The following is a 25,718-nucleotide window of genomic DNA, read 5'->3' on the forward strand; positions in this document are numbered from 1 at the left end:
TATGCTGCGCCGATGTCTGAAGTCGCTTTACTCGGTGTGCTTGCACAGCGCTTTGGTGGCCGCATTGAGTGGAACTCTAAAAACATGCGCATCACCAACCGCCCAGAATTGAACGTCTTTGTTAAGGAACCAGCCCGCGCGGGTTGGGCAGCTTGCGAGGATCTTTGGACTTAATTGTAACTTAAAATTTATTATAATGAATTATTCATCTAAAAAATCACGTCGCTCATTTCTAAAGCAAAGCGCGGCACTCGGAGCCTCTTTATTTGCGGCACCGATGATTCTTCGCTCGGAAACGCTAGGCATCAATGGGAAGGGCGGTGCCAATAGCCGTATCAACATAGCTTACATCGGTATGGGCTTACAGGTTCGCGCTCTACTTGGTATTACGGGGAGATCTGATGTGCAGCCGACCTATGTCTGTGATGTGAAGCCTGACAGGTTGAAGTTTGGGCAGAATGAAATGGCAAAGCGCGGCTACGCCGACGTGGCTGCCACGCCTGACTACGAAGACATCATCAATGATCCTTCGGTCGATGCAGTCGTTATCGTGACGCCGGATCACTGGCATGCTGCCATCGCCATAGCCGCGATGCGTGCGGGTAAGGATGTGTATGTTGAGAAGCCTATGACGCTCACGATCGACGAAGGCAAAGCCATGGTCGAGGCTGAGGCACGTTACGGCACGGTGCTACAGGTCGGCTCGATGCAACGCTCCGACAATGCGTTTCGCAAAGCAGCTGAGATCGTGCGTAACGGATGGATCGGTGAGATTAAGGAAGCCTATGCACAGCTTGGCGGATTTCCTCCTGCTAAACTGGGAGCCGAACAGCCAATTCCAGAGGGCTTTAATTATGATAAGTGGTTAGGGCCTGCCCCGTATGAACCTTATACCGCAGAGCGTGTAAAAGGCTCCTTCGGTGGTGGTTGGCGCTCCTATTGGGAATACGGTTCCCGCAAAAACGGTGATTGGGGTGCGCACCATTTTGACATCATTCAATGGGCACTGGGTATGGATGATTCAGGGCCAACACTCTATATGCCGAAGGGCTACGAGGGGGAAAGGTATCAGTATCATCAATACGCTGACGGTGTTAAAGTCATTCGCGATCATCCGGATATGAAGGGGCACCAGATTCGTTTCATCGGAACGGAAGGGGAGGTTATGGTCAGTCGAGGTGGTAAGTTGACGACGTCCGTGCCAAGTATGGCTAAACGACCGCTGTCGCCAACTGATACCCGACTCTATGTTTCTCCTGAGCATCGCGGTGCGTGGGTGGATTGCATCAAGACGAGGCGCACGCCAATTTGCCCGGCAACTGTAGGGCACCGAACTGGCACGATCTGCCAGCTTTCAGGTATTGCCGAGCGTATGAAACGTCCCATCCGTTGGGATCCAGCTGCGGAAATGATCCTCGGTGATGCCGATGCCCTCCGCTGGATGGATCGTCCACGTCGTGCTGGTTATGAACTGCCCGCTTAAGGCAATTTTGTGAGCCATCATCCATATTCAAATTTCAATCCTTATATTAAATGATTAAGAGAATTACCTCTTTCACTTCGCTACTTGCGATCGCCTCCGCATCATTTGCGGCCGATCTCAGTGGTTTAATTACGAACCTCAACTCCGATAACTATAAAGAGCGCCAGTCGGCTCGCCTCGAATTGCGACAGGTGCTACTTGATACGCCTGCTACAGAGCGTGCCGCATCGGAGGCGCAGTTGCTGGAAAATATCGGGCCAGGCAAGCCGTTTGCGACTCGTGACTGGTCGATCCGTGTCTTGGCACTAATTGGCGACGAAGCATCGGTGGCGCCCTTGGCGGCATTGCTAAACGATCCGGATGCTCATATCGCGGATTGTGCACGCCGTGCGTTGGCTGCGAATTCCTCGCCCAAAGCAACCGAAGCTCTGGTAGCTGCCCTTAAGCAAGACGCTCAAATCGCTTACCTCGATGCGCTAGCATATCGTGGCGATCCTGCGGCCGTTCCGGCAATCGGTGTCGTATTATCCAACGGTTCCCCCGAGATGGCGGCACCGGCTGCTCTGGCTTTGGGGAAAATCGGCGGGGCAGATGCATCAGCTGCGTTGCTATCTAAATATTCTAAAGCGGATGCTGCGCTGAAAACTTCGATCGAATTGGCCTTGCTGGATCATGGCAATATCAGCTCCGATGCCGCACGCGTCCTAGCGACTACGGCATCAAGTAGCGTCGTGCGTGTCGCAGCCTACGAACAGCAAACGGTGTTGGATGCCAGTGGAGCCATGGATACACTCCAGATCGTTTTGAAGGATGAATCCTTCCCTGAAGGCGAGTCAATGGTTCGCGTTGCAATTGGTTCTCCAATCGCAGGAGATGCGATTGCGCTACTGCCTAGCATGTCCGAGGTGGATCAAACAGTCGTGCTTGCTGCGATCGCAGATCTTAATCTGACACAGTATGAAGACGCGGTATTAGCGTTGTTGCAGTCGCCTTCAGCATCGGTGAAACAAAGTGCAATTCGCACGCTGGGTGTGATCGGCACGATTAAAAGTTATGAGCCGTTGTATGCACTGTATTTAAAGAATAGCAGCGATGCTGTCGTCTCGGAAGCATTGTCGCGCTTGAATGTGCCTTCTGCCGATGCGGCGCTGCTGAGCGCTGCCAAGGATAAGAGCAATCCAGCCGCTCAAGTGGCTGGATTTCAGCTTCTCGAATTGCGTAATACCGACGGCGTGACCGCTGTGGCCAACGAGTTGGCACAACCCGGCAATGACGAGGATGTGCGTAAGGCTGCATTCAAAGCGATGGAATCAATCGGAGACGGAGAGAGCATTCGCACTCTGCTGAACATTATTGTAACTCAGGATAGTATGATGCGTGCTGCACAAGGGAGCCTGAAGAAGCTTTCCGATAATGTCGGCGGAGCTCAGTATCAGTGGACCGAGTATTATTTGCCTGCTCTGCAATCTGCTCCAAGCGATGACGCTCGCAAAGGGGTGCTGGCGATTTTGGATGGTATCTCTTGCGAGCCAGTTGCTCAGTATTTGCAACAGTTGATTGCCACAGATAGCCCACTCCGTGGGGACGCGATCAAATCGCTCTCACGCTGGTCGGATCTTCCCGCTGCTCAGGTGTGGAGCTCACTCTACAACTCGGACGGCGTGTCGGATGCGGATCAGACGGCTGCACTGCGTGGCCTGAAGCGTGTCTTTAGTAAGGATGATATCACTGGTGATAGTCGCGCTAAGGTGGAATTTGCCGTTGAATTGATCCAAGGCGCTTCAACGGTTGAGTTGAAAGATGCGATCGTTAGCGGCTATGAAGGTCGCAAAATCGATCGGACCACAGCTCGCGAAGTTAAAAGGCTCTTCAAGCCCTTGGCTACCGATCCAGATGTCGGGCCGAGGGTCAAAAAGCTTCTTTAATTCGCGTGCGTCCCTTCTGATCCTTTAATTACATTATGAAAATCGCCCTCGATTCTCGTTTCATTGCGGCATTTTTGTGCCTGCCTCTATCTGTCATCGCCGACAATGCTTTCTTCGGCGATGCCCCAGATGCGAATCATCCGTGGGCAGTGCACGATCAAAACCGTCCGCAACCACCACGTGTCGAGCCTGGGGTGAAGATCGGCGATGCGCCTTCCGATGCGCTGGTATTGTTTGATGGCACGACCGAATCGTTTCAGCGTAACTGGCAACACGTGAAGCCGAAGGGCAAACGTAAGTCAGATTGGACTTCACAGGCGGGCTATATGCTTGGTGTCGGTGGTGCAGGTTACATCGAAACACAGGCTGAGTTTGGCGATTGTCAGCTGCACATTGAATGGTCACACGAAAAGCAACTTCCCGGAGATAGTCAGAAACGAGGCAATAGCGGCGTGTTCCTCCCTGGTGGCATCGAAGTGCAGGTGCTTGATAATTACAACAACCCGTCGTATGCCGATGGCATGGCAGGCGCTGTGTATGGTGTCATGCCTCCAGCGGCCAACGCATTACGCGCGCCAGGGCAGTGGCAGAGTTATGATATTATCTTTCGTCGCCCAATCGTTAAAGACGGCGTCGTGTTGGATGAAGGATCGATGACTGTTTTAGTCAATGGAGTCGTCGTGCAAGACAGCACACCGCTCGATGGCGGAGGTGGATTCAAAAAACGTAAACCATTAACCAAGGCCTATCCAGAGCAGGGACGTATACAGCTGCAAGATCACGGCAATCCGGTGCGTTATCGTAATGTTTGGGTGCGCCCACTACGTCCTCGTCCTGCGGATGGTGGCACAGATGGTCGGCTCTCAGCCGAAGCAACAGTGGCAAAGCGTGCCGAAATCGCAGCTGAGGTGCGCGCGAGTGCGGCCGATTTAGATGGATATGATCGCATGATGCGCCTCCTTGAGGCTTACATGTATGATAACGATCCAGCGGCATGGAGCGAATGCGATGCGCTGGTCACCGCTTATGTCTCAGGTTTGCAGAGTTTGTCGTCTGATGATCTAAAGAAGCAACGCAACCCCGTGACAGGGCTGCGCAATGCGCTGACATTTTTGCAACGTTTTTCAATGATCCCAAAGGCGTATGCACCTGAGCAGGAACTCAAAAGCATCGCAGGTAAGCAAGGCTGGTTGAAGAAGAAACGCTAGCGGCGTGCGTCTGAATCGTAGGGGCTCTGCTTGTCGGAGCCCGCGAATGTGGTTGGTGTTTGGAAGGTTCGAGTCGGTTTCGTGGTATCGCGGTCTTCGCGAGCAAAGCCCCTACAGGTGAATTGCAACAGCCTAGACCGTTTAGCCAGCAACAAGACTTTTGAACGCGGCTTCGTCGAGGATCGTGAGTTCCAACTTCACTGCCTTCGCATATTTCGAACCGCTGGCTTCGCCGGCGATCACATAGTCGGTCTTCTTGCTGACGCTGGAGCTGGTGCGTCCGCCGACTTGTTCGATCAACGCGGTGGCCTCGCTGCGGGTGAGGGTAGGCAACGAACCCGTGAGCACGAAGATCTTGCCTGCTAAGGCGCTATCCGAAGTGTCGGTGCGCGCGGATTGAAAGTTCAGCCCGTATTCGCGTAAGCGGTCAATCAGTTCAATGTGGCTTGGTTCGGCGAACCATGCGTGCAAGCTTTGTGCCATGATCGAGCCGATGCCGTCCACTTCTTCGAGTTGTTCTTCGCTGGCTGCGGCGATCGCATCGAGTGACTCAAAGTTGGCTTCGAGATCTTTGGCGGATTGCTTGCCAACGTGCGGAATGCCGAGGCCGTGAATCAATTGCCAGAGTGCGCGCGTCTTACTCGTTTCGAGTGCTGCGATTAAATTGGTTGCCGATTTCTCTGCGAATTTATCGAGCTCGAGTAGTTGATCGGCGTCGAGTGTGTAGAGATCGGCCTGTGTTTTCGCCAGACCACGTGAGACGAGTTGCTCCACCACGGCGGTGCCGAGGTTTTCAATGTCCATGCAGGCGCGGCTGGCGAAGTGTTGCAGCGCGCGTTGTTGACGGATAGGGTCGTCTTGACTCGTGATGCGCCAAACCGCTTCGTTGGGATCGCGCTCGGCAATGATACCGAGTGATTCCAAATGTGTGCCAAAGTCGAATGGTTGGCTGTCAGCAGGGCGCTTGTCTTTGTTGACGCTTAGAATCTGCGGGATGATCTCGCCGGCTTTTTGCACCAGCACGGTGTCGCCGGGGCGAATGTCTTTACGGCGGATCTCATCTTCATTGTGCAGTGTGGCACGTGAGACGGTGGTGCCTGCGAGTTGCACTGGCTCAAGAATTGCGACCGGAGTGACTGCTCCCGTGCGGCCGATCTGCAGGCTGATCTCTTTAAGCAAAGTTTCCGCGCGTTCAGCTTCAAACTTGTAGGAAATCGCCCAGCGCGGCGCTTTGGACGTGAAGCCTGCTTCGTCTTGCAGGCGGAAGTCGTCGAGTTTGACGACTGCACCATCGGTGGGGTAGGTGAATTTCTGGCGCAGTGTATCCAACTCTTCAATACTGCTCCAAGCTTGTTCAATGGTGTCGGTTAGCCAGATCTTTTCCAATACTGAGAAACCCCAGCCTTTGAGCTTTTCGTGGATTTCGGCTTGATGGCTGAAGAAGCGGGCAGGCTCACAAGCACCGACGCCGTAGAGCACGATGTCGAGTGTGCGTGTGCGGGCTTCCGAGGGGTCGAGCAGTTTTATGGTGCCTGCCGCGAGGTTGCGGGGGTTGGCATAGAGCTGTTGGCCTTCAGCTTCACGAAGTGTGTTGATGCGCTCGAATTCGTCGTGGCGCATATAGATTTCGCCGCGCACTTCGAGGATGTCAGGTGCGTTGTCGATGGACATGGGTAGGCCTGCAATCGGACGGACGTTCTGAGTGATGTCGTCACCCTCGGTGCCGTTGCCACGCGAGACGGCACGCACGAATTTGCCGTGTTCGTAGGTGAGGCTCACGGCCACGCCGTCGATCTTTGGCTCAACGAGGTAGTTGAGTGTTTGCTCGGGGAAGCGCTTTTCGAGGCGGTTGCCAAATTCGATCAGCTCCTCCATACTGTAAGTGTTGTCGAGGCTGAGCATTGGCACGCGGTGCGTGTAGCTCTCGAACGCTTCAAGGCGGTCATCGCCGACCGTTTTCGTGGGAGAGTCGCCAAAGTCAAATTCAGGGCTGGTAGCTTCGAGCTCGGCGAGTTGCGCCTTCAGTCGATCGTAGGCCTGGTCGTCGATACTCGGGAGCGCGTCCTTGTAATAGCGTTCGTCGTGCTTCGCGATTTCAGCGCGAAGTTTAGCGATTTCGTTTTGTGTGTCGGGCATGGATGGAAAATCTTAGGAAAACTGGAAATTGAAACTACTGTATTATTTTGGCCACGAAAAGGCACAAAAAAGCACAAAAACTATTACGATGGATCTAATATAGCGTGTGATAAAAAAGTGCTGGTGTCACCCAAGCGAGCATTCTCGAACCGCGTCACATAATGGATGCATTGCCTCTATCTCTATAGTATCCATCCTCCTAGTTTTTGTGACTTTTGTGCCTCTTCGTGGCTAAAGTGATTCCTGCTGTGGGTGGTTTTCGGTTTTAGAACGCTAGTTGAGAATTAGATAGACGTAAAATGAAATGAGGACGATGGATGCTTTTGGCCACGAAAAGGCACAAAAAAGCACGAAAACTATCATGCGGGATCCAAAACATAGCGTTTGATAAAAAGTTTTGGGCTACCGAAATTGATTAACAAGCCGTAGCGTTTTCCGCTGCCTCGCAGATAGCCCAACAATTGAGCGACATGGTCATCGTTTGCCGCTCGAACGGCTTTGAGCTCTACGATCAGCTCATTGGAGACGAGTAGATCAGCATTCAAATCCCCCAAAATCGTTCCGTCCTCATCGTAAACAGGGACGGGTGCTTGCTGTAGAACAGCGACATCTCGTTTTCTCAAACGATGTGCTAACCCGTTCTCATAAATCTTCTCAAGGTGGCCATGCTTTAAATGTTTATGTAACCCAAATGAGCACTCTCGAACCGCGTCGCATAATGTATTAATCTCCTCTATATTCATAATAGCTATCCTCCTAGTTTTTTGTGACTTTTTGTGCCTCTTCGTGGCTAAATCATTACTGTGGGTGAGCAACTGATTTCCAAGTTCCAATTAAGCTCGGCGCCGCGATGGCTTGAATCGCGAGTAGTGTGCATATGCTTAGAGTGTATCGTATTTTCATTTTCTAGTTTTTGCCGATAGGTCTCTATTGATCAGTCTGATACATTCAAGTGCATGAGTCATCACGATGAGGTGCCCTCCGTCAACCGTATGATTAACACCCTTCGGTGGATGTGGAATTACGAGGTCTTTTTGTCCGTGGATTCGTAACACAGGGACATCACTTTTTAGTCCAGCCCAACTAAAGATCGCTTTAGACATGTTTCTGATAAATTCAGGATCACTGTGGCTAAACATATCTGTTAAGTCACTTGGGAGTTTTCCTGAGGACATTTGGATGAATGCAATTGGCGCTAGATCAATCAGTGGGTGGAGTGCAGATAGAACGCTATTGATTTCTTCTTTCCTTTGAGCTGATCCGATCAGAACGATGCGCTCCAAATCAATTTGGTTCGCGATCTCGCAGGCGATGATGCCGCCCAGTGAAGTGCCAATCACTGTATCGCCTGATTCAATTTTGTGTTCTTGGATGATTCGCTTCGCGATATCCTGAAGAGTGCGTTCGCCTTGCCATCGTGGCCAGTTATGAAAGCGGCCTGCGAATTCATTTCTCCATAACTACCCATACATTGCTGACGTTGCGCCCATGCCTGGATAGAAGTGATTCATTTATGACTATTCAGCGGAACCGCCATCGGTGCCCAAATCGGATTCCGAATTGTTTAAAGACCGGTCAAAATCACTCTCAAACAGACGGTCTTGCACGATGCGGTATTGTTCGAATTCGCTTTCCGCATGTGCTCTGGCAATTTCAGCAGTGACCTTGCCCGCATCTTGCAGCACTTCACGGTCAGTCGCTTCAATAAACCGATTCAGTCGTGTCTCCCAGTCTTGCATCGTCATCGGGATTTCACGTAATGCCATATCTTCAGCCACGTCCAAATAGGCGGATACTAAGCGCTGTAGCTGTGCCATTTCAGCGGAATCTAGGTAATTCTTGGCGACACTGACATCAAATTTTTGAATTTTTCCGCTTGGGGCATCTTTCCAGGTGGTCAGTCCCATGTGCGCTTGCTTGTGGTCGGCTCGATCTACGATCACTTCTGCCGCCGTCTGCCCATGGATTGCCCAGTGCAGTTTGTTTTGCACCGTGGCATAGAAACGCTGCGTCGCGTGAGCACGGGCATCGTAATCAATGGCAGTCGCATAAATGTCGGTGATCTTTTGGTAGAACTTACGCTTGCTTAGGCGGATTTCTCGAATTCGCTGCAATTGTTCTTCGAAATACTTTTTACCGAGAATGGAGCCGTCATTTTTCAGGCGCTCATCATCCATTGCGAAACCCTTGATGGTGAATTCTTGAATGATTGAGGTTGCCCATTTACGAAACTGCACAGCACGCTCCGAGTTGACCTTATAGCCCACGGCGATGATCCCGGAGAGTAGGTAGTGCTTGGTGTTGTAGTTTTTGCCATCGTCGGCAGTTATCCGAAAATTTCGGATAACTGAATCTTCTTCCAACTCACTGTCGCTGAAGATCTTCTTTAGGTGGTAGTTGATGGTGCGGACATCTACATTATACAGAACGGCCATCATCTTTTGTGTCAGCCAGACATTTTTATCGGCATATATAGCCTCAACGCCGCCTTGGCCGCTTGCTGCGATAAAGGTCAAGTATTCCGCCGTCGATGATCGCTGAATCGACACTTTCTTTGTGTTCAGTTTACTTGTTTTCTTTTTGGCAGTCATGGTATTCCGAATCACTAGGGGGTGGTCTATTGGCTAAGTGCCGCTTCGAGGCAGTAGGTCACGGAGATGCCGGTGCGATAGTTTCCAGCGAGGTGGAGTCCTGAGTTCAGCTGTTCGATACGTTCCATCTCGGCTAGGTGGCTGCCGTAGCCGAGTTTGTATTGTGGAATGGCTTTGTCCCAGTGCTTGTGATGCACAAAGGTGGGTTGGCCGGTGACGCCTAGTAGTTGTTCTAACTCCGGGAGCACGGTGCGCATGAGTGCTTCGGTGTCGGCAGTCGCGCACTCGGGTTGGCGTTCGCCGCCGATGAAGACGGTGAGCAGCACTTCGCCATCCGGCGCGCGTTGTGGAAAGAGGCTGGAGGGGAAGAGCACGCCGAGAATCTTGCGGCCTTCACACTCTGGCACGAGCGCGCCAAAGCCGTCGATTGGATGTGCGACATCGGCTCGCTTAAAGCCGAGGCTCAGCACTGAGACGGGCGGGTAATCGATGGCGTCTAAGGCTGAGAGTTGGCCTTGAAGCTCAGAGTCAAAGGGCAGGTGTGCGGCGCGATGCGCGGGAACTGTCAGAATGAGTTTGTCAAAGCTGTCCTCAGTCACTGTGCCATCAGGGTGCTTCCACGTAACAGTCCATTGTGAGTCGGATTTACGTATGGATTGGATGGTGACTGCCGTGTGCAGGCTATCGCCTAGTGCGGCGGCGAGTTTTTCGGGCAACTCGGCCATGCCGTTTTTAAACGAAATAATACGTTTGCGTGGCTTGGGGCCTTTGTTGGCACGTGCGGCGCGCATTTTGGCAATGGCTCCGCGTATGAGGCCGCCGTGATTTTGATCTAGCGCGTGTAGCTTTGGGAAGGCATATGGGAGCGAAAGCTTTTCGGGGTCGCCTGCATAGATGCCGCCAACCAGTGGGTTGATCGCGTAGCGGTAAAGTTGGTCGCCGAGGCGGCGGCGCACGAAGTTGGCCACGCTTTCTTCGCCGTCTGCGGGCGCGGCTTTGACGAAGGGCTCTTTGAGCACGCGCAGCTTGCCCGCAAACGACCAGAGCGGGGTGGTGATCGCTGAGATCGGCCCCATGGGCACTGCGTGTGGTTTGCCGTCGCGCACGATGAAGCGCTTGTTCGCTTCGGGCAGAGCTTCGATAATTGAGTCGTTGAGGCCGGGGATGCTGTCGAGGAAGGCTTCGATTTCGAGGCTGTTGAGTAGAATCGAGTTGGGGCCTTCTTCGGCAAGGTGTTCGCCGTCTCGGACGCTGCGCATCGCACCACCAGGGAGGGCAGATTGTTCCAGCACGGTGCAGTCTTGGCCGGCGCGCTTAAGTTGCCAGGCGCGGGCGAGTCCACTAATGCCCGCTCCGATGATACAGGTTTTGGGGGAATGAGCTGGAGCGTTCATGTGCGCGGATGGGTATGTGGTGTGGCTCAGTGAAAAGCGACAAGAGTGTCGCTTCTACGTAGAGGAAATTACGCGTTTTTCTGCCCTGTCACGACTTCCATCAAGGCTTCGACGCATTCGACCTTGGCGCTTGGGATCATGCCGTGGCCGAGGTTGAAAATGAAGCCAGGTTGGTTGCCTGCTTGCTCCAGCACACGCTTTGCTTCGATGCGTGTGATCTCGGGAGTGGTTGTCAATACGACAGGGTCGAGGTTGCCTTGAATCGCGGTGCCGTGGTTAAGTGTGCTGCGCACGCGGCGTAGGTTCATCGTCCAATCGAGACTGAGGACGGATGCACCGGTTTGGATCTGTTCCGGAGTCTTGTGCCCCATGCCTTTGGCGTAGAGAATGACTGGCACGCGCTTTTTGAGTTCGGTGATGATGTGGCGAATCCAGCGCAGTGACCATGCCTCGTAGTGCGTGGCTGGGCAAATGGCGCCCCAAGAATCAAAGATTTGAATGGCGTCGGCACCGGCATCGATCTGCATGTGCAAATATTCGACGATCGAGTTGGTGAGCTTCTGCATGAGCGCCTCAAATTGCTCAGGCTGATCCCATGCGAGTTTTTTGATCGCAACGAAGTCCTTGGCTGAGCCGCCTTCGACCATGTAGCAAGCCAGTGTCCACGGCGAACCGCAGAAGCCGAGTAGTGCTTTGTCTTCGCCCATCTGCTTGCGCGTCAGTTCCAGGGCGCCAGCGACGTAGTTGAGCTTTTCAGTGACCTTGGACGGATCGAGTGCTGCGATTTTTTCGGGCGTATCGAGCAGGTAGTCCATGCCGATGCCACCTTGATCGCGGAAGTGATAGCCTTGGCCGAGTGCTTCGGGGATGACGAGGATGTCGGAAAAAATGACTGCGGCGTCCAGAGGGAAGCGCTTCAGCGGTTGCAGGGTGACTTCGGCGGCCAGCTCAGGGGTGCGCACCATCGTGACGAAATCGTGCTCGGCCTTGAGGGCGCGGTATTCGGGTAGGTAGCGGCCAGCTTGGCGCATGAGCCAGATCGGCGGGCGATCGACAGGTTGGCAATTGGCGGCGGCGAGGAAACGTTCACGTGAGGTCATTATGAGAATTAGGAATTAGGAATTAGGAATTAGAAATGTGGATTTGGAGCGGGGCACTAGTCGCGTGGTGATTCTAGAGTTAGGTGATGGATACGGGTGGAATCAAGAACGGTGTCATTCTCGTAAATCCTAATTCGTAATTCCTAATTCTTAATTGATTTTAGCCAATCCTTTGGTTTGAGGAAGTCGGTGTAAAGCTCGGCTTCGGGAGAGTCGGGCTCGGGGTGCCAGTCGTAGTCCCAGCGGACGAGCGGTGGCAGTGACATGAGGATGGATTCGGTGCGGCCTTTGGATTGCAGGCCGAAGTGGGTGCCGCGGTCGTGCACTAGGTTGAACTCGACGTAGCGGCCGCGGCGGTAGAGCTGGAAGTTGCGCTCGCGTTCGGTGTAGGGCAGCGCTTTGCGCTTGGCGACGATGGGTTGGTAGGCGGGCACGAAGTGGTCGCCTACGCATTGCATGAAGGCGAAGGCTTGTTCAAATCCGCCAGCGTTGAAGTCGTCAAAGAAGATGCCACCGATCCCGCGGGCTTCGTCGCGATGTGGGAGGAAGAAATACTGGTCGCAGACGTCTTTAAATTTTGGATACAGCTCACTGCCAAAGGGCTCGCAGGCGTCGCGTGCGGTTTGGTGCCAGTGCACGGCGTCTTCCTGGTGGCCGTAGTAGGGCGTCAGGTCGAAACCGCCGCCAAACCACCAGATCGGTTCGCCATCGACTGGCTCTGCATAGAAGAAGCGCACATTCATATGCGTGGTGGGCACATGCGGATTGAGCGGGTGGCAGACGAGTGAGACGCCCATGGCGCGAAACGGTGCGCCAGCGAGCTGCGGGCGAGTCGCGGTAGCGGACGGCGGGAGGCTGGCGCCTTGCACGTCGGAAAAATTGATGCCTGCTTTCTCAAAGACTGTGCCACCTTCCATCACGCGCGAGCGACCGCCACCGCCTTCGGGGCGTTGCCAATTGTCTTCGCGGAATGGGCCGCTGCCGTCCTCTTGTTCGAGGGCGTGACAGATGCGATCTTGCAGGTCGAGTAGGTAGCTGCGGACGAGTTCTGGATCTATTGTTGGCATGAAAGGGGAGGAACTTGTTGCAGAATCTACCGGGGCACAAATACTTTTGAAGATGTGTGATCAACTTTTACCTAGTGCTGTGACTTCGAACTTGCCCAAATCGGTGATGATTTTCGGTTGCGGCTATGTTGGCACGGCTTTGGCCAAGGTGCTCTTGTCGAACGGTGTGCGTGTCGGTGCGTTGACGCGTAATGCTGAGAAGGCTTTGGCTTTGCGGGATTTGGGCCTGAGTGAGGTGGTCGTGGCTGATCTGAGCGATGAGGCCTGGCATGCGCAGTTGTCCGCTTCGTATGAATCGGTGGTCAATTGCGTGAGCTCGGCGGGTGGCGGCATCGCGGGCTATCGGAAGTCGTATTTAGAGGGGCAGCTTTCGATTTTGAAATGGGCGCAGGGGCGCGCAATACAGTCGTATCTCTATACCAGCAGCACATCGGTGTATCCACAGGATGGCGGTGTCAGTGTGGATGAGACGGCGGATACTTCCGAGGCTCCAGCAACAGGGCAGGTGCTGCGTGAGTCGGAACAGTTGTTGGCCGACGCGGGCGATGCATTTGGTGCGTGGTATGTGCTGCGCTTAGCTGGGATTTATGGGCCGAAGCGGCATTACTTGCTCGATATGCTGCGCTCTGGCGAGTCGGTGATTCCCGGAGTCGGTGATTATTTTCTAAATTTAATCCATCGCGACGATATTGTGGGGGCGATCTGCACCGCGATCGCGCAGCCGCAGTCGGCGAATTCAGGCATTTACAATGTGGCGGACAATCATCCGTCTACGAAGGCGGAATTGGTAGGCTGGTTGGCGGAGCAATTGCAGCAAGCGCCGCCGCGCTTTGACCCTGATCATGTGTCGCCTCGTTTACAGCGTCGTGGAGGGCGGATGCCGAGTCGGGCTATCTCGAATCTGAAGCTGCGTCAGTCGTTGGGATGGAGTCCGCACTATGAGGATTTTCGTGCGGGGTATGCGGGGCTGTTGAAGTAGTGGAAGGAGACCGTCTCAAACATAGAAATATAACGATTTCCGACGTCATAATCGTAATCTTACTCCTCTAGGCGGAGTCGAAAGGTCTTCTTGTCGAGCGCTTTGATTATGATGAAGGTTAAGAGTAGGATTAAGAACCTGGCAGAGGCGCAGATTGTTTGTATCAAATTTTAAACATGGGTTGCTTGTCGGCAGAATATTGCCATCATTATTTCTTATGCCCTTAAATAAAGTTACTGTTTCGATTCTACTTAAAGAGAAGAGTGCTTCTGTCTATTGTATTGCACCAGATTCAACCGTAGATGCGGCGGTCTCTGAGATGAATCGACAGCGTATTGGTTCGATCATTGTCCAAGAGGCAGATCGTGTGGTCGGTATCTTTACTGAACGTGATGTGTTGACGCGTGTCGTGGCCGCAGGTCGCGACCCCAAGGCGACGACTGTGCGCGAAGTGATGACCTCTGATTTTCTATTCATTTGCGAGAAGACTTCGGTGGAGGACGCCATGCAAATGATGACCGATAAGCGTGTGCGCCACTTGCCTGTATTGGCTGGGGATCAGTTGCTCGGCATGGTGTCGATCGGCGACGTGACGCGTTGGTTGTTGAAGGTCAATGAGATGGAAGCCGAGAATCTGCGCAATTACGTGTTTGGGGAGTATCCGGGTTGATTTATTTCGGTTAAACCTAAAACACGTAGTTTCTAAAACTGAACCTAAGCCTACCGACGTATTTTGGTTCATCCTGGCAGTGCCCGAGGCGGATTCGTGCGAGTTCGCCGCTGGTGGGTGTAAATTCGAAGACTTTGGCAGCTCAATCAGCTTGACTCAGCCTCTGCGATTCGTGGACACTCCCGCCCTTAAATTTACGATTTTAACCCCGAAAGAGAATATATATTATGGCAGGAGTAGGTAAACTATTGAAGCAGGCGCAGAAGATGCAAAAGCAGATGGAGAGCGTTCAAGCAAAGCTCGCAGAGCAAATCATCGAAGTCTCTAGCGGCGGCGGTGCGATCAACATTAAGATCAATGGTCAAGGTGAGTTTCAGGACTTCAAGATTGATCCAGAATTTTTGAAAGAAGACGCAGAATTTATCGAAGAGACCCTGCTTGGTGCGGTTCAAGAAGCTGCTGCTAAAGCGAAGGAAACCAGTGAAGAAGCGATGGGCGCCGTAACGGGTGGCATGGGCGGCGGCTTCCCTGGATTTTAATCCACCATTTTTGTGACTCCCGCCTTTGAGACGCTCTTGCAGGAGCTGAAGCGCCTGCCAGGTCTGGGCTTTCGATCCGCCGAGCGCATTGCGATGCACTTGTTGGTCGAACAGCCCGAGGCGTTGGAGGATCTCATGGAGTCGATGGGCAAGGCGCGTGCTGCGGTGCGTCGTTGTGAAACTTGCGGCAACATTGCCGAGAGTGCCCAGTGCGCGATCTGTGTCGATGATCGGCGTAACCGTGGCTCGATCTGTGTGGTCGAGCACGTGCCGGATTTGATCGCGCTTGAGCGTTCGTCGGCATGGAAGGGGCAGTATCATGTCTTGCATGGTAAGCTCTCGCCGATTCACGGCGTCGGCCCCGATGATCTCAATTTGAATAGCCTGAGCGCTCGCCTCGAGTCAGGTGAGATTACCGAGTTCGTGCTCGCACTCTCGAACGATATCGAAGGGCAAGCGACGTGTCATTACATCCAGGAGGAAGTGGTCGGAGAGCGCCCGATCAAAGTGACTCGTATCGGATTTGGTTTACCGAGCGGTGGGGGCGTGACTTACGCCGATTCAGTGACCTTGCGCAGTGCGCTCGAAGGTCGCAGGGATTATCAGTAGCGCGCCTTTTGGCGAGTGGTAGTGATACAGGCATTCCTGCCTGTTCGTAGTTTAGCACAGCCCCGATACCTTCATGGTGCGTCGAGCGTCGAGCGATACACGGCGCAGTCCAAATTTAGTTTTGGGGACTTGCCACAGCTCGAGTGTGGATGCGCACATCGTCGATCAGTGCGCGTGATGCGAATAGACCTTCTATTCGCGACGAAAAGGGATGACTCACTTGGGTTGACCTCTGCGTTTTTTGAAATAGATCATGACGCATGCGAAACTTTATTCTATACCCTCTACTTTTGTTGATCACGACGTTAGCAGTTTCGGCGGAAACGATTTTTGAGTCCTTGCGTGATGCCCCGACTGATTTTGAGTTTACGGTGAATGATTCGCCTCTCGCTGTGTCGGAGCAGGGGATTACGCAGCGTGCGGTGACAAAGGAGGTTAACTATAAAAATTCCGAGGGAGTGGTATTCGTAAATCATCTCGCTTATCGTTCGTATCACTTGGCAGTGGCCTACGAGTGGAAGTTTATGGGGCAGCAAGACTTCGCAGCGATTGAGTTCTATCAAGATGATGAACTCATTCATGAAATGACATTAACGGATGAGAGTCGCCAAATGACATCCAGTGAGACACGTCGTTATAAGCAAAATTTCCTCGCGATTAATTTACAAGGTGTGCCCTTGGCGATGCTGGATTCGGTCGATCGGATTAACTTTATCAAGGCAAAGTAGAAACACTTCCGAGAGGATTTTCGCACGTCATTTTAATTTTCTAATTCCTTCTCTATCAATTTATGTGGTCACTCTCTTCTTTCTCTGCTTCCGGTGCGACTCAAGCGTATGCCTGTGATGGTTTGCCTCTCTGTAACGCCGCTCGTTCCACCGGTCTCTTACGCATCGTGGTCGCTCCGATTGGCTATCTCGATATTGTCGCAACGAATCACCATGAGGGGGGCTTGATCTATACGCAGTTAGAGATCGCTGGTGAAAGTATGATCTTCGGCGTGAATGATAGCTTTGCTCTATCAATCACAGAAGCAGGGGAGTTTACACTCATTTCTGCACATGGGAATACGCTTGCTGGTAATGTGAGCGCACTGCCCGCGTTGGAGGGCGCGACGATTAATGCGTTCCGCTCCATGATGGAGCCGTTAAAGATCATTCCATACGAGAACCCGCCAGGGGTGCATACGAAAACGACTGCAGAAATTACTGCGCTCGGTAATACATACTTTCCCGGGAGTCCGTATGCCTTCGACCTTGCGATGGCCATCTATGATTGGACGTCTTCCAACTTTATTCGTCAGGATCTCTTTCACCAGCTGCAATATACTGGAGTGGCTGGGACTCCGCTCGATTTGGACACGATGGCCGGTGTGATCTTTGGGTGCAACTATCCCGGCTACACACACACCGATGCAAATTTCATGCACCAGTTTCTAATGCAGCCTGCGACCTCGGAGACAGATGTATATAATCAATTGCTCGATGTGTATGAACAGATCAAGCCACTCGCGATTGCTGAGATGAAGGTCTATAGCGCTGGCGTATTATCGCTAGCGCCACCAACGGTCGCTGACTATCCCTTGCTGTATCGTGGTGCTATGTCGATGTCTGGGGGCTATGACACTGGCGACTTCGCACCTTCAATGTTTGAATTTCCTGGCAATGCCGGGCCGACAACAGATCCACTTTATCAAGCATTTAGCGAAGCACTCGAAGGCTGCCTGAAGCCCGGGTCTATCGTCACCACGAAAGGGCCATGGAGCTTTTCAAACAACAAGGCCGGCGCAGAGGTCTGGCAGAATGGTATCCTTATTACACTCAGCCCACCCGAAGGTGCGACGGTCTGGCCAGGCTGTGCTAATATTACAGAGTTCTCAATTAATCCAGGCACCTTTGAGATCGATATGCCACCACCGACCCGTTATCGCATCGAAGGTTTTGATTGGATAAAGCTTCCAAACAAGGACGGCGTGATGATGGATGTCTGTCACTTTCAGATGACGCTCTTGGGCTATTGTGTGGAGCCGATGGTCTAACTGGTTGTCGCTGTTAAAACAGTAATCGCGAAGCCTGTGTGGTCGTCTTTTGTCAGCACTGTTGCTGATCGTGCGACATCATCGACGATCGCCCATTCGCTCCTGTTTCGGTTACTCGTGTCCAAGCGACCTCTGAATCATCGCCCTATGAAAAGAGAGGCAAAGGTGTGACTGGCGAGCGTGTCAGCAAATCTAGTTAAAGCCTTTTAAAGCTCCTGACTATTCCGACATCTGCCCACCTGTTGTGCCGTGGCTTAACTTGCTACAGTTTTGCGTTGGGGAAATGTTCCAGCAGGACGCGCACAATGTGCTGAACCCGACGGTCCTTGTCCGCTTCGCTGATATCCATGTCGAGCTTCACCATGATCGAGCCGCGCCATAGCAGTATCCGTGATTTGGCATCAACGACATCGACAATCAACGTTCCCTGATGGTAGTTCAATTCCTGTCCAGGTTCTGGCTCAGGGACTGATATGGGAAATTCGGTTGCATAGGCTGCGTTGAATTCTGCACCCGTTAATCCAGCATCAAACGCGACCGCGTAACTGACGAACAGATCCGGTTTTTTCGAATCATATTTTAAGCCTTTACGATTAAAGCCAGTCTCCAGTGCTCCGACGATTCGCTGATCGACGACGTGAAGGTCAAACTCTTTCTTGTAGTCAATTTTGAACAGCTTGGTATCGAAGTCAAAAGTGCCAGTTGAGGGGATTTTTTGCTCGTGGTTGACAAGGATATGGAAGGACGGGTTTTTCACCAATTCGTCCGTGGAGGGTTGGGACTGTGCGCTCCCCATCATCGTTCCCAGAAGCAAACCAGGCACTAAGATCTTCAGTATATATATCCAATTTTTCATGATTCATCTCCTAGTAGAGTGAGCATCTGGTCGTAGAGATACTCAGATTGCTTTAGGTTGCCGTCGCCGATCCGTATCTGCACTGCAGTCACTCCTTTTTCCAGCATTTCCAAGGTTACCAGAACGTTTTCGTTCGAGCTGGTTTTTGCATGAACTTGCCCAGACAAAGCATCTTTTTGACCCGTTATCGAATTAAATTCGGCATTCTGACACGCCTTGCTTGCCGCGTGATAGAGGAGTGTCACGGAATATTTGCTTTTCATCTTCAATGTCCCTCTGGACACGACCACTGAGTCATGTGTGCCTCCGACCGCATCTCCTACGGCCGACCCAGCATCTCCTACGGTCGACACTACAGCTTCGCCACCCTTATAAACGCCGTAACCTGCGAGGCCAACGACTCCGACTCCTACCACCGCCGTATTCACGAGGAGACGGCAACTCGTCATTATAGTGATGGCAAAAAGCGCGAGAAGCCATTTTGAGCCTGTTAAAAGTCGATTGGTTTTTACAGTCATTGTTAGTGATTCGAGCCAGTTAGTTCTACTATGCACCGGCCCAATTATAATATCGGCTCACCGTAGGCTGGGTATTATCGAGGTCAACCTCATTGTCGGGGGGAGAGGGCTTTGTCGAGTTGCTTCGCGCCTGATCTTATCGAATGTAGGTGTTTAACCGGCACGGCTATTTATACTAACGCTATCAAGTGGCGTTAGTAGTCAGGTCTTTATATCTTTCGTTCGACTCCCGAGTGTCATGTTTTGATCGCGTAATCGTGCGGATGCCTTGAGACTCCTCGCATGGTCCCCGTCTTCTGTATCCTTGGAATCATCTGTGCACTACTGATTGTGCGTCTTCTCTGCTTTAAGGGGCCGATGCAGGCACCGGTGACGCTGCCACCGACTGGGATACTTGATATGCATTGCCATACCGCTGGCTTCGGAGCGGGCGAGAGTGGGGCGTGGGTGTCTCCAGCGCTGCGCAATAGTTGGAAGTTTAATCTCTATTTGATGATCTTCGGCACGAATGAGAAGACAGTCAGTGCGGAGGGCGATCAGGTCGTCATGGATATCATTGCGCGCTCATTGCGTGAGTCCGTGCATGTCGACGCGGCAGTGATCCTCGCGCTCGATGCACCATACACCATTGATGGTGATCTGAACTGTGCCGCGGGCGAAGCCTGTGTGCCCAATCGTTTTGTAGGTGAGGCCGTGAAAGCCCATTCCGAACTATACTTTGGGGCGAGTGTGCATCCAAACCGAACAGACGCCCTCAGAGAGCTAGAGTGGTCCAAGGCAAACGGGGCGGTCTTTGTTAAATGGTTACCGAATATTCAGGACATCGATCCCGCGGATGAACGCTATGTGGCGTATTACAATAAATTGGTGGAGTTGGATCTGCCATTACTGACCCACGTTGGCGATGAGGATTCCTTCTCAAAAACAAACAACGCACTGGGGGATCCACAGCTACTGCACCTTGCGCTGAAGTGTGGTGTGCGTGTCATCGCAGCGCATGTTGCGAGTTCTGGCACGTCCGGCGGTCAGGATAATGTTGAACGCTTGCTGGAGATGATGCCGCAGTATCCGAATCTGATGGCTGACCTCTCGACGCTGACCCAGTTCAATCGCAGAAAACATTTCCCAAAAGTGCTTCAGGATTCGCGACTAAAAGGGCGACTGATGTATGGCACTGACTATCCACTCACCAATACGCCGCTCGTGTCACCTGCGCAGTATTTTCTACATCTAGAAGTGAAGCAGCTCTGGCAGTTGATGCGGACACGCAACTCCTGGGATCGTGACGTTCGCCTTAAAGCAGCCCTCGGCGTGCCTCCTGAGGTCTTTCGACTCAGTCGCGAGTTTCTGGATCTATAACTTTTTTGAGCTTTGTTTGCGGTAGTCGAAATAGCTCACGTCTTCATTGCGTGACACGTCGCTAGAGAGAAGGGTGCTGCGGGATCTTTATATTTTGCGTTTAACCTAAATAAATGAGTTGAACCACGACGTAGGTCTGCCGGAGATGGCGTAGCAATGGACACGAATCAACACGAATATAAATCTATAAACACTTCATATTCAAAGCATCTACCCTCGAATATCTCAGAGCATCATTAAATTGTGACTTCGCCATATTGGCGACTTATCAGATTGCTTCGCCATCTGCGGAAGACCTCCGTCGTGGTTTCTAAAATGCACCTAAGCCTACTGCCGTATTTAGGTTTAACCTCTTTGGTCTGCTCTGAAACGCATACCACATCTCCCTAGATGTTATCTTCGACGAGTGATGGCAGCCTGATACTTTGCATGCCTATAGGTAATCTACACTAACGTTTTATGATCTGTAGTTCCACTGGGGATGAAGTCGGGATGTCCTTTTCCTCATTGATTATTTTGAGAGCGGTAATGACTCCGGTTTCACCGATGAGTTCTGGTTGTTGCGCAATCGTGGCACCCATGGCACCGGACTCCACCATATGGACGGCATCTTCATTGGCATCAAATCCAACCACCAGAATGTCTTTGCCACTTTCCTCAATCGCTTTGAGAGCGCCGAGTGCCATTTCGTCATTATGGGCGAACACACCCTGGAGGTCGGGTTGTGCCTGCATGATATCGGTCATGGTATTGTAACCTTTAGAACGGTCAAAGTCGGCTGCCAGCGAGATTTTGATATCCAACTGGCTGTCGGCAATCGCATGGAATCCATTGCCACGATCACGAGCCGCATCGGTGCCAGCCAGACCCTGTAATTCTGCCACCTTGGCTCCTCTGCCAAGTTCTGCCACCATGTATTCTGCTGCCATTGTCCCCCCAGCGGCATTGTCCGAGGCGATGTGGGAGGTCACTTCACCTGAACCTGCCGCGCGATCGAGAGTGACCACCGCTACCTGGCGTGCATTGGCTAGTTTGATGGATTGTCCTACGGCATCGGAGTTGACTGGGTTGATGAGGATCACCTTGACTCCACGCACCAGCAGGTCTTCCACGTTGGCACGTTCCTTCACTGGGTCATCCTGTGAGTTGAGGACGACAATGCCCACACCTGCACGCTCGGCTTCTGCAATGGCGCCTTCTTTAAGGCTAACAAAAAACGGATTATTCTGAGTTGAGATAACCAACCCGATTTGGGCGTCACTGCCACCTCGGAAGAATACCACGACCAGGATCAGTAACAGCCCGACAGTAGCGCCTAGCATGGCTTTTACTTTGCCAGAAATAAGCAGGATTCCTCCCTGACGATCGGCAAGCACGGCGGCCAGAATGACTATCGCTTTGATCATCATCTGATAGTTTGAGGACACCCCCATCAGGTTGAGCGCATTAGCCAGCACACCGATGATCAGTGCGCCAATCAGGGTGCCGGATATTCGGCCACTACCGCCCACCAGTGAGGTGCCTCCTAGAACCACCGCAGCGATGGCATCCAATTCATAGGCCATGCCGGCAGTTGGAGATGCCGTCCCGAGCCGTGCGGTCAGAATAATACCAGCGAGTGCAGCCAGCATGCCACTGACCGCATAGACCATGACCTTGACACGGTTGGTATTGATGCCCGAGAGACGGGTGGCTTCCTCGTTGCCCCCGACGGCGTAGACATGACGTCCGAAGCGCGTATGGTTGAGAGAAAAATATGCTGCGATCATCGCGAGCAACATGATCAACACGGTCACTGGGATGCCGAGCAGGGAGCCCGAACCAATGAAGTTCATTAGCGCCACATTGTCACCTGCAATGGAAATCGGCTTACCATCGGTAAATACCAAAGTCGCTCCGCGTAGAAAGGTCATTGCCACCAGAGTGGTGATGAATGGTTGTAGTTTGCCATATCCAACCAGAGCCCCACTGACTGCGCCGAGCAGTGCGCCCAGTAATAAAGGGAGAATGATGACCAAGGGCAATGGCACACCTGCTGCCAGCAGCGCAGCGGCTACAGCTCCTGTGAATGCCAGCACGGACCCGACTGAAAGGTCGATGCCCGCAGAAAGGATGACATAGGTCATGCCAATGGCGATGATGGCATTGATCGATGTTTGTCGCAGGACATTCAACAGGTTGTCCGTGGTTAGAAACCCCGGGTTGAGCAAGGCGACCACGATTGAAAAAACTACCAGCCCAATCAGTGGCTTGCTTGCCAGGAATCCCTTTAGAACTTTATTCATTATTTTCTCCTTCTGTTGTGCCAATTGCGCATTTCATAATTTTTTCCTGAGTCGCTTCCGCAATCGGGAATTCGCCGCTGATACGTTGGTTTTGCATTACAATCACACGGTCACTCATGCCGAGGACCTCCGGCATATCCGAAGAAATCATCAGAATGCTCAAGCCTTTGAGTTTGAGGCTATTGATTAAATCGTAAATTTCCTTTTTTGCGCCGACATCGACCCCTCGAGTGGGTTCATCCAGTATCAGGAGCTTCGGTCCGGTCATCAGTGCCTTGGCAATGGCGACTTTCTGTTGGTTGCCGCCGGACAGGTTCTTTATGATCTGGGCAATGGATGGGGTTTTGATGTTGAATGCCGCCACGTAGGAGTCGACTTCGGAGCGCTCAGCTTGTCTGTCCAGCATGAGGCCTTTTTCAAATTTTCCAAGCGATGACAGACTCATATTTTTACTAACCGAGAGTCCAAGCACCAGGCCATCACGTTTGCGATCTTCCGAGACGTAGGCAATACCATGTTCGATTGCTTGTTTGGGAGAACGGATGTCTACTTTGTTACCCGCCACCGTGATGCTCCCTGAGTGATAGGGGTAGGCGCCATAAATCGTGCGGGCAAATTCCGTGCGACCTGCTCCCATTAGCCCGGCTACGCCAACAATTTCGCCTTCAGCGATGGAAAAACTCACATCCTTGACTTGATCGCCGACTAGGTTCTGCACTTCCAGAGTGACCGCGCCGGGGCGAGTTTCCGCTCGTGGATACAAGTCGGTCAACTTGCGTCCCACCATTTTTTCAATAATCCATTCCTCGGAGATATCGCTGACCGCTCCCTCTGCAATGAATTTGCCATCACGTAGCACGGTGACGTCATCACAGATCTCAAACACTTCCTTCAGGCGGTGGGTGATGTAAACGAGGCTTTTATCCTGTGCGGTGAGTTCGCGGATCACCGCAAACAGACTCTCCGTCTCGGTGTCTGTCAGTGCATCGGTTGGCTCATCCATGACAATGATCGATGCATCCTGAGATAATGCCTTGGCGATTTCGACCATCTGTTGTTTGCCGACGCTCAACTCACCAACCAACTCGTGAGAGCGGTGATCGAGGTTCAGTTTTTTGAGCAGGAGGTCGGCATCATGATAAAGCTTTTTCCAGTCGATCAGTCCGCCTCGTAGCGGTTCATTTCCCAGAAAGATATTCTCCGCAATGCTTAAGTGTGGGATCAGGTTGAGCTCCTGGTGAATGATTGCAATACCTTCAGACTGAGATTCCTTTGGGTTCTGGAATGTCCGGGGCTCGCCTCGAAGTGTGATGGTGCCGGCATTGGGTGAATGGATTCCGGTCATCACCTTCATGAGTGTGGATTTGCCCGCACCATTTTCGCCGAGCAGTGCCATCACTCGGCCTTTATGAATCGACAAGTTGGCACCGTCTAGAGCACGAACTCCGGGAAACTCTTTAACAATTCCGTTCAGTTCCAATACCTTTTCCATAAGCGTGTAATTTAAAATGCGACTCCTGATTGCAGGATAAGGTTGGCATACGGGGTGCATTCCCCAGTGCGAATGACCGCTTTTGATTGGCTTGTCTTCCGTTTAAATGCCTCGTGTGACAGAGTTTCAATTTTAACCTCTGGGTAAGTCTCGCGGAGTAACTTGAGGATCGCTTGATGGGCGTCTGGGCTGACCGATGCGAATTCTTCTGCCATAATCACTGCTTCGACTTTTAGTTCAGTGAGAACAGCCGAGAGAACCGGCAGTAATTGTGGAAGCCCACGTGCTACCGCTAGGTCGATGCGTTGCACGCCATCTGGGATTGGTAATCCTGCATCGGCCAGAGTGAGCTGGTCGGTATGCCCCATGCGTGCGATGGTCGCGGAGATTTCGCTGTTTATTAATGGTCCTGTTTTCATGTCACCGTTTTTAAAAATTCCTCAACTTTATCCCGATGTGGCAATGAGGTCTGTGCGCCGGTCGCTGAAACTGTCAGCGCTGAGACTGCCTTCGAAAATTCCAGCGCTTCATTCATGCTCTTGCCCTCACTCAGGGCCACCACCAGTCCGCCGATAAAAGAATCTCCAGCAGCTGTGGTATCGACGACCGTCACTGGATGAGTTCCCACTTTGTTGACTGACTCAGCGGTCACATGCATTGCACCGCGTGATCCGAGTGTCACGATCAGTTCGCGCGCACCTTGGTGAATGAGGGATCTTGCGGCGGCAATCACTGCTTCATCGGTGTCGACTGGCATACCCGATAGATCGGCGAGTTCGGTTTCATTCGGCACCAGCAGATCACTGTTTTCAATAATAGCAGGGGAGAGCTGTTGGGCTGGCGCCGGATTTAGCACCGTGGTCTTGCCCAATGAACGAGCCAGTTGCAGTGAGGCTGTAATCGTATCTATCGGGGTTTCCAGTTGGTGAACCACAATATCTGCCTGTTCATAGAGTGTTTGATTGGCGGCAATATCCTCCGGCGTCACGGCAAAGTTGGCACCGGGAGCGACGATGATCGAATTATTGCCATCACAGACTGTAATCGCAGCAATGCCGGATGGCGTGTCACTCACTTTTTTTACGCCTTCACAGCCGATTCCTTCGGCCCTCAGTCCGGCCAGCATGGATTCACCGAAAGCATCCTGCCCCACAGCGCCCAACATATCGACCTGGCCTCCCAGCCTAGCAATCGCAACTGCCTGATTGGCGCCTTTACCGCCGGCAACTTGCTTGAAGGACTTGCCGATAACGGTCTCACCCACGACCGGCACGCGGTCGGTGGTCACTACAAGATCCATATTGATACTGCCGACGACTAGGATTCTGGTCATGATTGATGGGAGTTTTCAACGCAATACCCCAAGTATTCAATACGAGACGGGTGGGGTTTGTAGCGAAACGGGGTGGTTTGATCGGGGAGATGTCTCACGTGCTTTTCATGATGAACTCATACACTTGGTAGTCAAA

The 25,718-nt window shown here is 52.4% G+C and carries 24 protein-coding genes; 11 read left to right on the top strand and 13 right to left on the bottom strand.

Going from position 1 to position 25,718, the window contains the following annotated elements:
* Positions 1-12 precede the first annotated feature (12 nt).
* The 4 genes from GZZ87_RS10865 to GZZ87_RS10880 are packed head-to-tail and all read left to right on the top strand — an operon-like array spanning position 13 to position 4,616.
* Complete coding sequence (locus GZZ87_RS10865; protein WP_178092123.1) at positions 13-174, top strand: hypothetical protein; 162 nt, start codon at positions 13-15, stop codon at positions 172-174.
* A gap of 22 nt (positions 175-196) precedes the next feature.
* Positions 197-1,483: a Gfo/Idh/MocA family oxidoreductase gene (locus GZZ87_RS10870; RefSeq protein ID WP_162026753.1), complete on the top strand. Its 1,287-nt coding sequence runs from the start codon at positions 197-199 to the stop codon at positions 1,481-1,483.
* Between the two features lie 50 nt (positions 1,484-1,533).
* Entirely contained in the window at positions 1,534-3,408 is a 1,875-nt protein-coding gene (locus GZZ87_RS10875; RefSeq protein WP_162026754.1) for a HEAT repeat domain-containing protein, read from the top strand.
* Between the two features lie 35 nt (positions 3,409-3,443).
* Positions 3,444-4,616: a DUF1080 domain-containing protein gene (locus GZZ87_RS10880; RefSeq protein WP_162026755.1), complete on the top strand. Its 1,173-nt coding sequence runs from the start codon at positions 3,444-3,446 to the stop codon at positions 4,614-4,616.
* Positions 4,617-4,757: 141 nt separating this feature from the next.
* Here the strand turns inward: GZZ87_RS10880 and ligA are convergent, their stop codons facing one another.
* The 7 genes from ligA to hemF form a co-directional block, all read right to left on the bottom strand.
* Complete coding sequence (gene ligA, locus GZZ87_RS10885; RefSeq protein WP_162026756.1) at positions 4,758-6,752, bottom strand: NAD-dependent DNA ligase LigA; 1,995 nt, start codon at positions 6,750-6,752, stop codon at positions 4,758-4,760.
* A 359-nt stretch (positions 6,753-7,111) separates the two neighbouring features.
* Complete coding sequence (locus tag GZZ87_RS10890; RefSeq protein ID WP_162026757.1) at positions 7,112-7,495, bottom strand: GxxExxY protein; 384 nt, start codon at positions 7,493-7,495, stop codon at positions 7,112-7,114.
* Between the two features lie 156 nt (positions 7,496-7,651).
* Complete coding sequence (locus GZZ87_RS10895; protein WP_162026758.1) at positions 7,652-8,092, bottom strand: alpha/beta hydrolase; 441 nt, start codon at positions 8,090-8,092, stop codon at positions 7,652-7,654.
* A gap of 177 nt (positions 8,093-8,269) precedes the next feature.
* Positions 8,270-9,343 carry a virulence RhuM family protein gene (locus GZZ87_RS10900; protein WP_162026759.1) on the bottom strand — a complete coding sequence of 358 codons (1,074 nt, stop codon included), beginning with the start codon at positions 9,341-9,343 and terminating at the stop codon, positions 8,270-8,272.
* Between the two features lie 26 nt (positions 9,344-9,369).
* Positions 9,370-10,737, bottom strand: a complete 1,368-nt coding sequence (hemG, locus tag GZZ87_RS10905; RefSeq protein ID WP_162026760.1) for a protoporphyrinogen oxidase — start codon at positions 10,735-10,737, stop codon at positions 9,370-9,372.
* A gap of 68 nt (positions 10,738-10,805) precedes the next feature.
* Positions 10,806-11,837 (bottom strand): uroporphyrinogen decarboxylase, encoded by a 1,032-nt coding sequence (hemE, locus tag GZZ87_RS10910; RefSeq protein WP_178092122.1) that lies wholly within the window; start codon positions 11,835-11,837, stop codon positions 10,806-10,808.
* 143 nt (positions 11,838-11,980) lie between these two features.
* A complete protein-coding gene (gene hemF / locus GZZ87_RS10915) occupies positions 11,981-12,904 on the bottom strand; it encodes an oxygen-dependent coproporphyrinogen oxidase (RefSeq protein WP_162026761.1) in 924 nt (307 codons plus the stop codon).
* Positions 12,905-12,956: 52 nt separating this feature from the next.
* Between hemF and GZZ87_RS10920 the strand changes: the two genes are divergently transcribed.
* The 6 genes from GZZ87_RS10920 (at position 12,957) to GZZ87_RS10945 (ending at position 17,739) form a co-directional block, all read left to right on the top strand.
* Positions 12,957-13,883 carry an NAD-dependent epimerase/dehydratase family protein gene (locus GZZ87_RS10920; RefSeq protein WP_162026762.1) on the top strand — a complete coding sequence of 309 codons (927 nt, stop codon included), beginning with the start codon at positions 12,957-12,959 and terminating at the stop codon, positions 13,881-13,883.
* Between the two features lie 217 nt (positions 13,884-14,100).
* The gene (locus GZZ87_RS10925) at positions 14,101-14,553 is read left to right on the top strand and encodes a CBS domain-containing protein (RefSeq protein WP_162026763.1); all 453 of its coding nucleotides are present in this window, start codon (positions 14,101-14,103) and stop codon (positions 14,551-14,553) included.
* A gap of 227 nt (positions 14,554-14,780) precedes the next feature.
* Entirely contained in the window at positions 14,781-15,092 is a 312-nt protein-coding gene (locus tag GZZ87_RS10930) for a YbaB/EbfC family nucleoid-associated protein (RefSeq protein ID WP_162026764.1), read from the top strand.
* A gap of 12 nt (positions 15,093-15,104) precedes the next feature.
* A complete protein-coding gene (recR, locus tag GZZ87_RS10935; RefSeq protein ID WP_162026765.1) occupies positions 15,105-15,701 on the top strand; it encodes a recombination mediator RecR in 597 nt (198 codons plus the stop codon).
* A gap of 293 nt (positions 15,702-15,994) precedes the next feature.
* Positions 15,995-16,429, top strand: a complete 435-nt coding sequence (locus tag GZZ87_RS10940) for a hypothetical protein (protein ID WP_162051271.1) — start codon at positions 15,995-15,997, stop codon at positions 16,427-16,429.
* 62 nt (positions 16,430-16,491) lie between these two features.
* The gene (locus GZZ87_RS10945; protein ID WP_162026767.1) at positions 16,492-17,739 is read left to right on the top strand and encodes a hypothetical protein; all 1,248 of its coding nucleotides are present in this window, start codon (positions 16,492-16,494) and stop codon (positions 17,737-17,739) included.
* 262 nt (positions 17,740-18,001) lie between these two features.
* Here GZZ87_RS10945 and GZZ87_RS10950 read toward each other — a convergent pair whose 3' ends face one another.
* Both GZZ87_RS10950 and GZZ87_RS10955 read right to left on the bottom strand, forming a co-directional pair.
* Positions 18,002-18,595 (bottom strand): DUF4136 domain-containing protein, encoded by a 594-nt coding sequence (locus GZZ87_RS10950; protein ID WP_162026768.1) that lies wholly within the window; start codon positions 18,593-18,595, stop codon positions 18,002-18,004.
* On the bottom strand, positions 18,592-19,113 hold the full coding sequence (locus GZZ87_RS10955) for a DUF3568 family protein (protein ID WP_162051237.1): 522 nt from the start codon (positions 19,111-19,113) through the stop codon (positions 18,592-18,594). The genes GZZ87_RS10950 and GZZ87_RS10955 overlap by 4 nt, the downstream gene beginning before the upstream one ends.
* Positions 19,114-19,395: 282 nt before the next feature.
* On the opposite strand from GZZ87_RS10955, the gene GZZ87_RS10960 reads away from it, so the two are divergent.
* Positions 19,396-20,472 carry an amidohydrolase family protein gene (locus GZZ87_RS10960; protein ID WP_244648191.1) on the top strand — a complete coding sequence of 359 codons (1,077 nt, stop codon included), beginning with the start codon at positions 19,396-19,398 and terminating at the stop codon, positions 20,470-20,472.
* A gap of 449 nt (positions 20,473-20,921) precedes the next feature.
* Here the strand turns inward: GZZ87_RS10960 and rbsC are convergent, their stop codons facing one another.
* Genes rbsC through rbsK form a run of 4 tightly spaced genes read right to left on the bottom strand, consistent with a single transcriptional unit; the run spans position 20,922 to position 25,582 of the window.
* Complete coding sequence (gene rbsC, locus GZZ87_RS10965; RefSeq protein WP_162026770.1) at positions 20,922-22,757, bottom strand: ribose ABC transporter permease; 1,836 nt, start codon at positions 22,755-22,757, stop codon at positions 20,922-20,924.
* Positions 22,750-24,249 (bottom strand): ribose ABC transporter ATP-binding protein RbsA, encoded by a 1,500-nt coding sequence (gene rbsA, locus GZZ87_RS10970; protein WP_162026771.1) that lies wholly within the window; start codon positions 24,247-24,249, stop codon positions 22,750-22,752. Before rbsA ends, rbsC begins: the two co-directional genes overlap by 8 nt.
* 11 nt (positions 24,250-24,260) lie before the next feature.
* Positions 24,261-24,668, bottom strand: coding sequence for a D-ribose pyranase (rbsD, locus tag GZZ87_RS10975; RefSeq protein WP_162026772.1), 408 nt, complete (start codon positions 24,666-24,668; stop codon positions 24,261-24,263).
* A complete protein-coding gene (rbsK, locus tag GZZ87_RS10980; protein ID WP_162026773.1) occupies positions 24,665-25,582 on the bottom strand; it encodes a ribokinase in 918 nt (305 codons plus the stop codon). Before rbsK ends, rbsD begins: the two co-directional genes overlap by 4 nt.
* Positions 25,583-25,718: the final 136 nt, after the last annotated feature.

It is taken from the genome of Lentimonas sp. CC4, from assembly GCF_902728235.1.
Taxonomy (GTDB): domain Bacteria; phylum Verrucomicrobiota; class Verrucomicrobiia; order Opitutales; family Coraliomargaritaceae; genus Lentimonas.

Bases quoted from the DNA above. Each gene is read 5' to 3' on its own strand.
- GZZ87_RS10890 (WP_162026757.1), bottom strand. From the start codon at position 7,495: ATGAATATAGAGGAGATTAATACATTATGCGACGCGGTTCGAGAGTGC.
- ligA (WP_162026756.1), bottom strand. From the start codon at position 6,752: ATGCCCGACACACAAAACGAAATCGCTAAACTTCGCGCTGAAATCGCG.
- GZZ87_RS10950 (WP_162026768.1), bottom strand. From the start codon at position 18,595: ATGAAAAATTGGATATATATACTGAAGATCTTAGTGCCTGGTTTGCTT.
- GZZ87_RS10875 (WP_162026754.1), top strand. From the start codon at position 1,534: ATGATTAAGAGAATTACCTCTTTCACTTCGCTACTTGCGATCGCCTCC.
- GZZ87_RS10945 (WP_162026767.1), top strand. From the start codon at position 16,492: ATGTGGTCACTCTCTTCTTTCTCTGCTTCCGGTGCGACTCAAGCGTAT.
- rbsC (WP_162026770.1), bottom strand. From the start codon at position 22,757: ATGAATAAAGTTCTAAAGGGATTCCTGGCAAGCAAGCCACTGATTGGG.
- GZZ87_RS10960 (WP_244648191.1), top strand. From the start codon at position 19,396: ATGGTCCCCGTCTTCTGTATCCTTGGAATCATCTGTGCACTACTGATT.
- rbsA (WP_162026771.1), bottom strand. From the start codon at position 24,249: ATGGAAAAGGTATTGGAACTGAACGGAATTGTTAAAGAGTTTCCCGGA.
- GZZ87_RS10865 (WP_178092123.1), top strand. From the start codon at position 13: ATGTCTGAAGTCGCTTTACTCGGTGTGCTTGCACAGCGCTTTGGTGGC.
- GZZ87_RS10955 (WP_162051237.1), bottom strand. From the start codon at position 19,113: ATGACTGTAAAAACCAATCGACTTTTAACAGGCTCAAAATGGCTTCTC.
- hemE (WP_178092122.1), bottom strand. From the start codon at position 11,837: ATGACCTCACGTGAACGTTTCCTCGCCGCCGCCAATTGCCAACCTGTC.
- GZZ87_RS10900 (WP_162026759.1), bottom strand. From the start codon at position 9,343: ATGACTGCCAAAAAGAAAACAAGTAAACTGAACACAAAGAAAGTGTCG.
- hemG (WP_162026760.1), bottom strand. From the start codon at position 10,737: ATGAACGCTCCAGCTCATTCCCCCAAAACCTGTATCATCGGAGCGGGC.
- GZZ87_RS10930 (WP_162026764.1), top strand. From the start codon at position 14,781: ATGGCAGGAGTAGGTAAACTATTGAAGCAGGCGCAGAAGATGCAAAAG.
- hemF (WP_162026761.1), bottom strand. From the start codon at position 12,904: ATGCCAACAATAGATCCAGAACTCGTCCGCAGCTACCTACTCGACCTG.
- GZZ87_RS10920 (WP_162026762.1), top strand. From the start codon at position 12,957: ATGTGTGATCAACTTTTACCTAGTGCTGTGACTTCGAACTTGCCCAAA.
- rbsK (WP_162026773.1), bottom strand. From the start codon at position 25,582: ATGACCAGAATCCTAGTCGTCGGCAGTATCAATATGGATCTTGTAGTG.
- GZZ87_RS10870 (WP_162026753.1), top strand. From the start codon at position 197: ATGAATTATTCATCTAAAAAATCACGTCGCTCATTTCTAAAGCAAAGC.
- GZZ87_RS10925 (WP_162026763.1), top strand. From the start codon at position 14,101: ATGCCCTTAAATAAAGTTACTGTTTCGATTCTACTTAAAGAGAAGAGT.
- GZZ87_RS10880 (WP_162026755.1), top strand. From the start codon at position 3,444: ATGAAAATCGCCCTCGATTCTCGTTTCATTGCGGCATTTTTGTGCCTG.
- rbsD (WP_162026772.1), bottom strand. From the start codon at position 24,668: ATGAAAACAGGACCATTAATAAACAGCGAAATCTCCGCGACCATCGCA.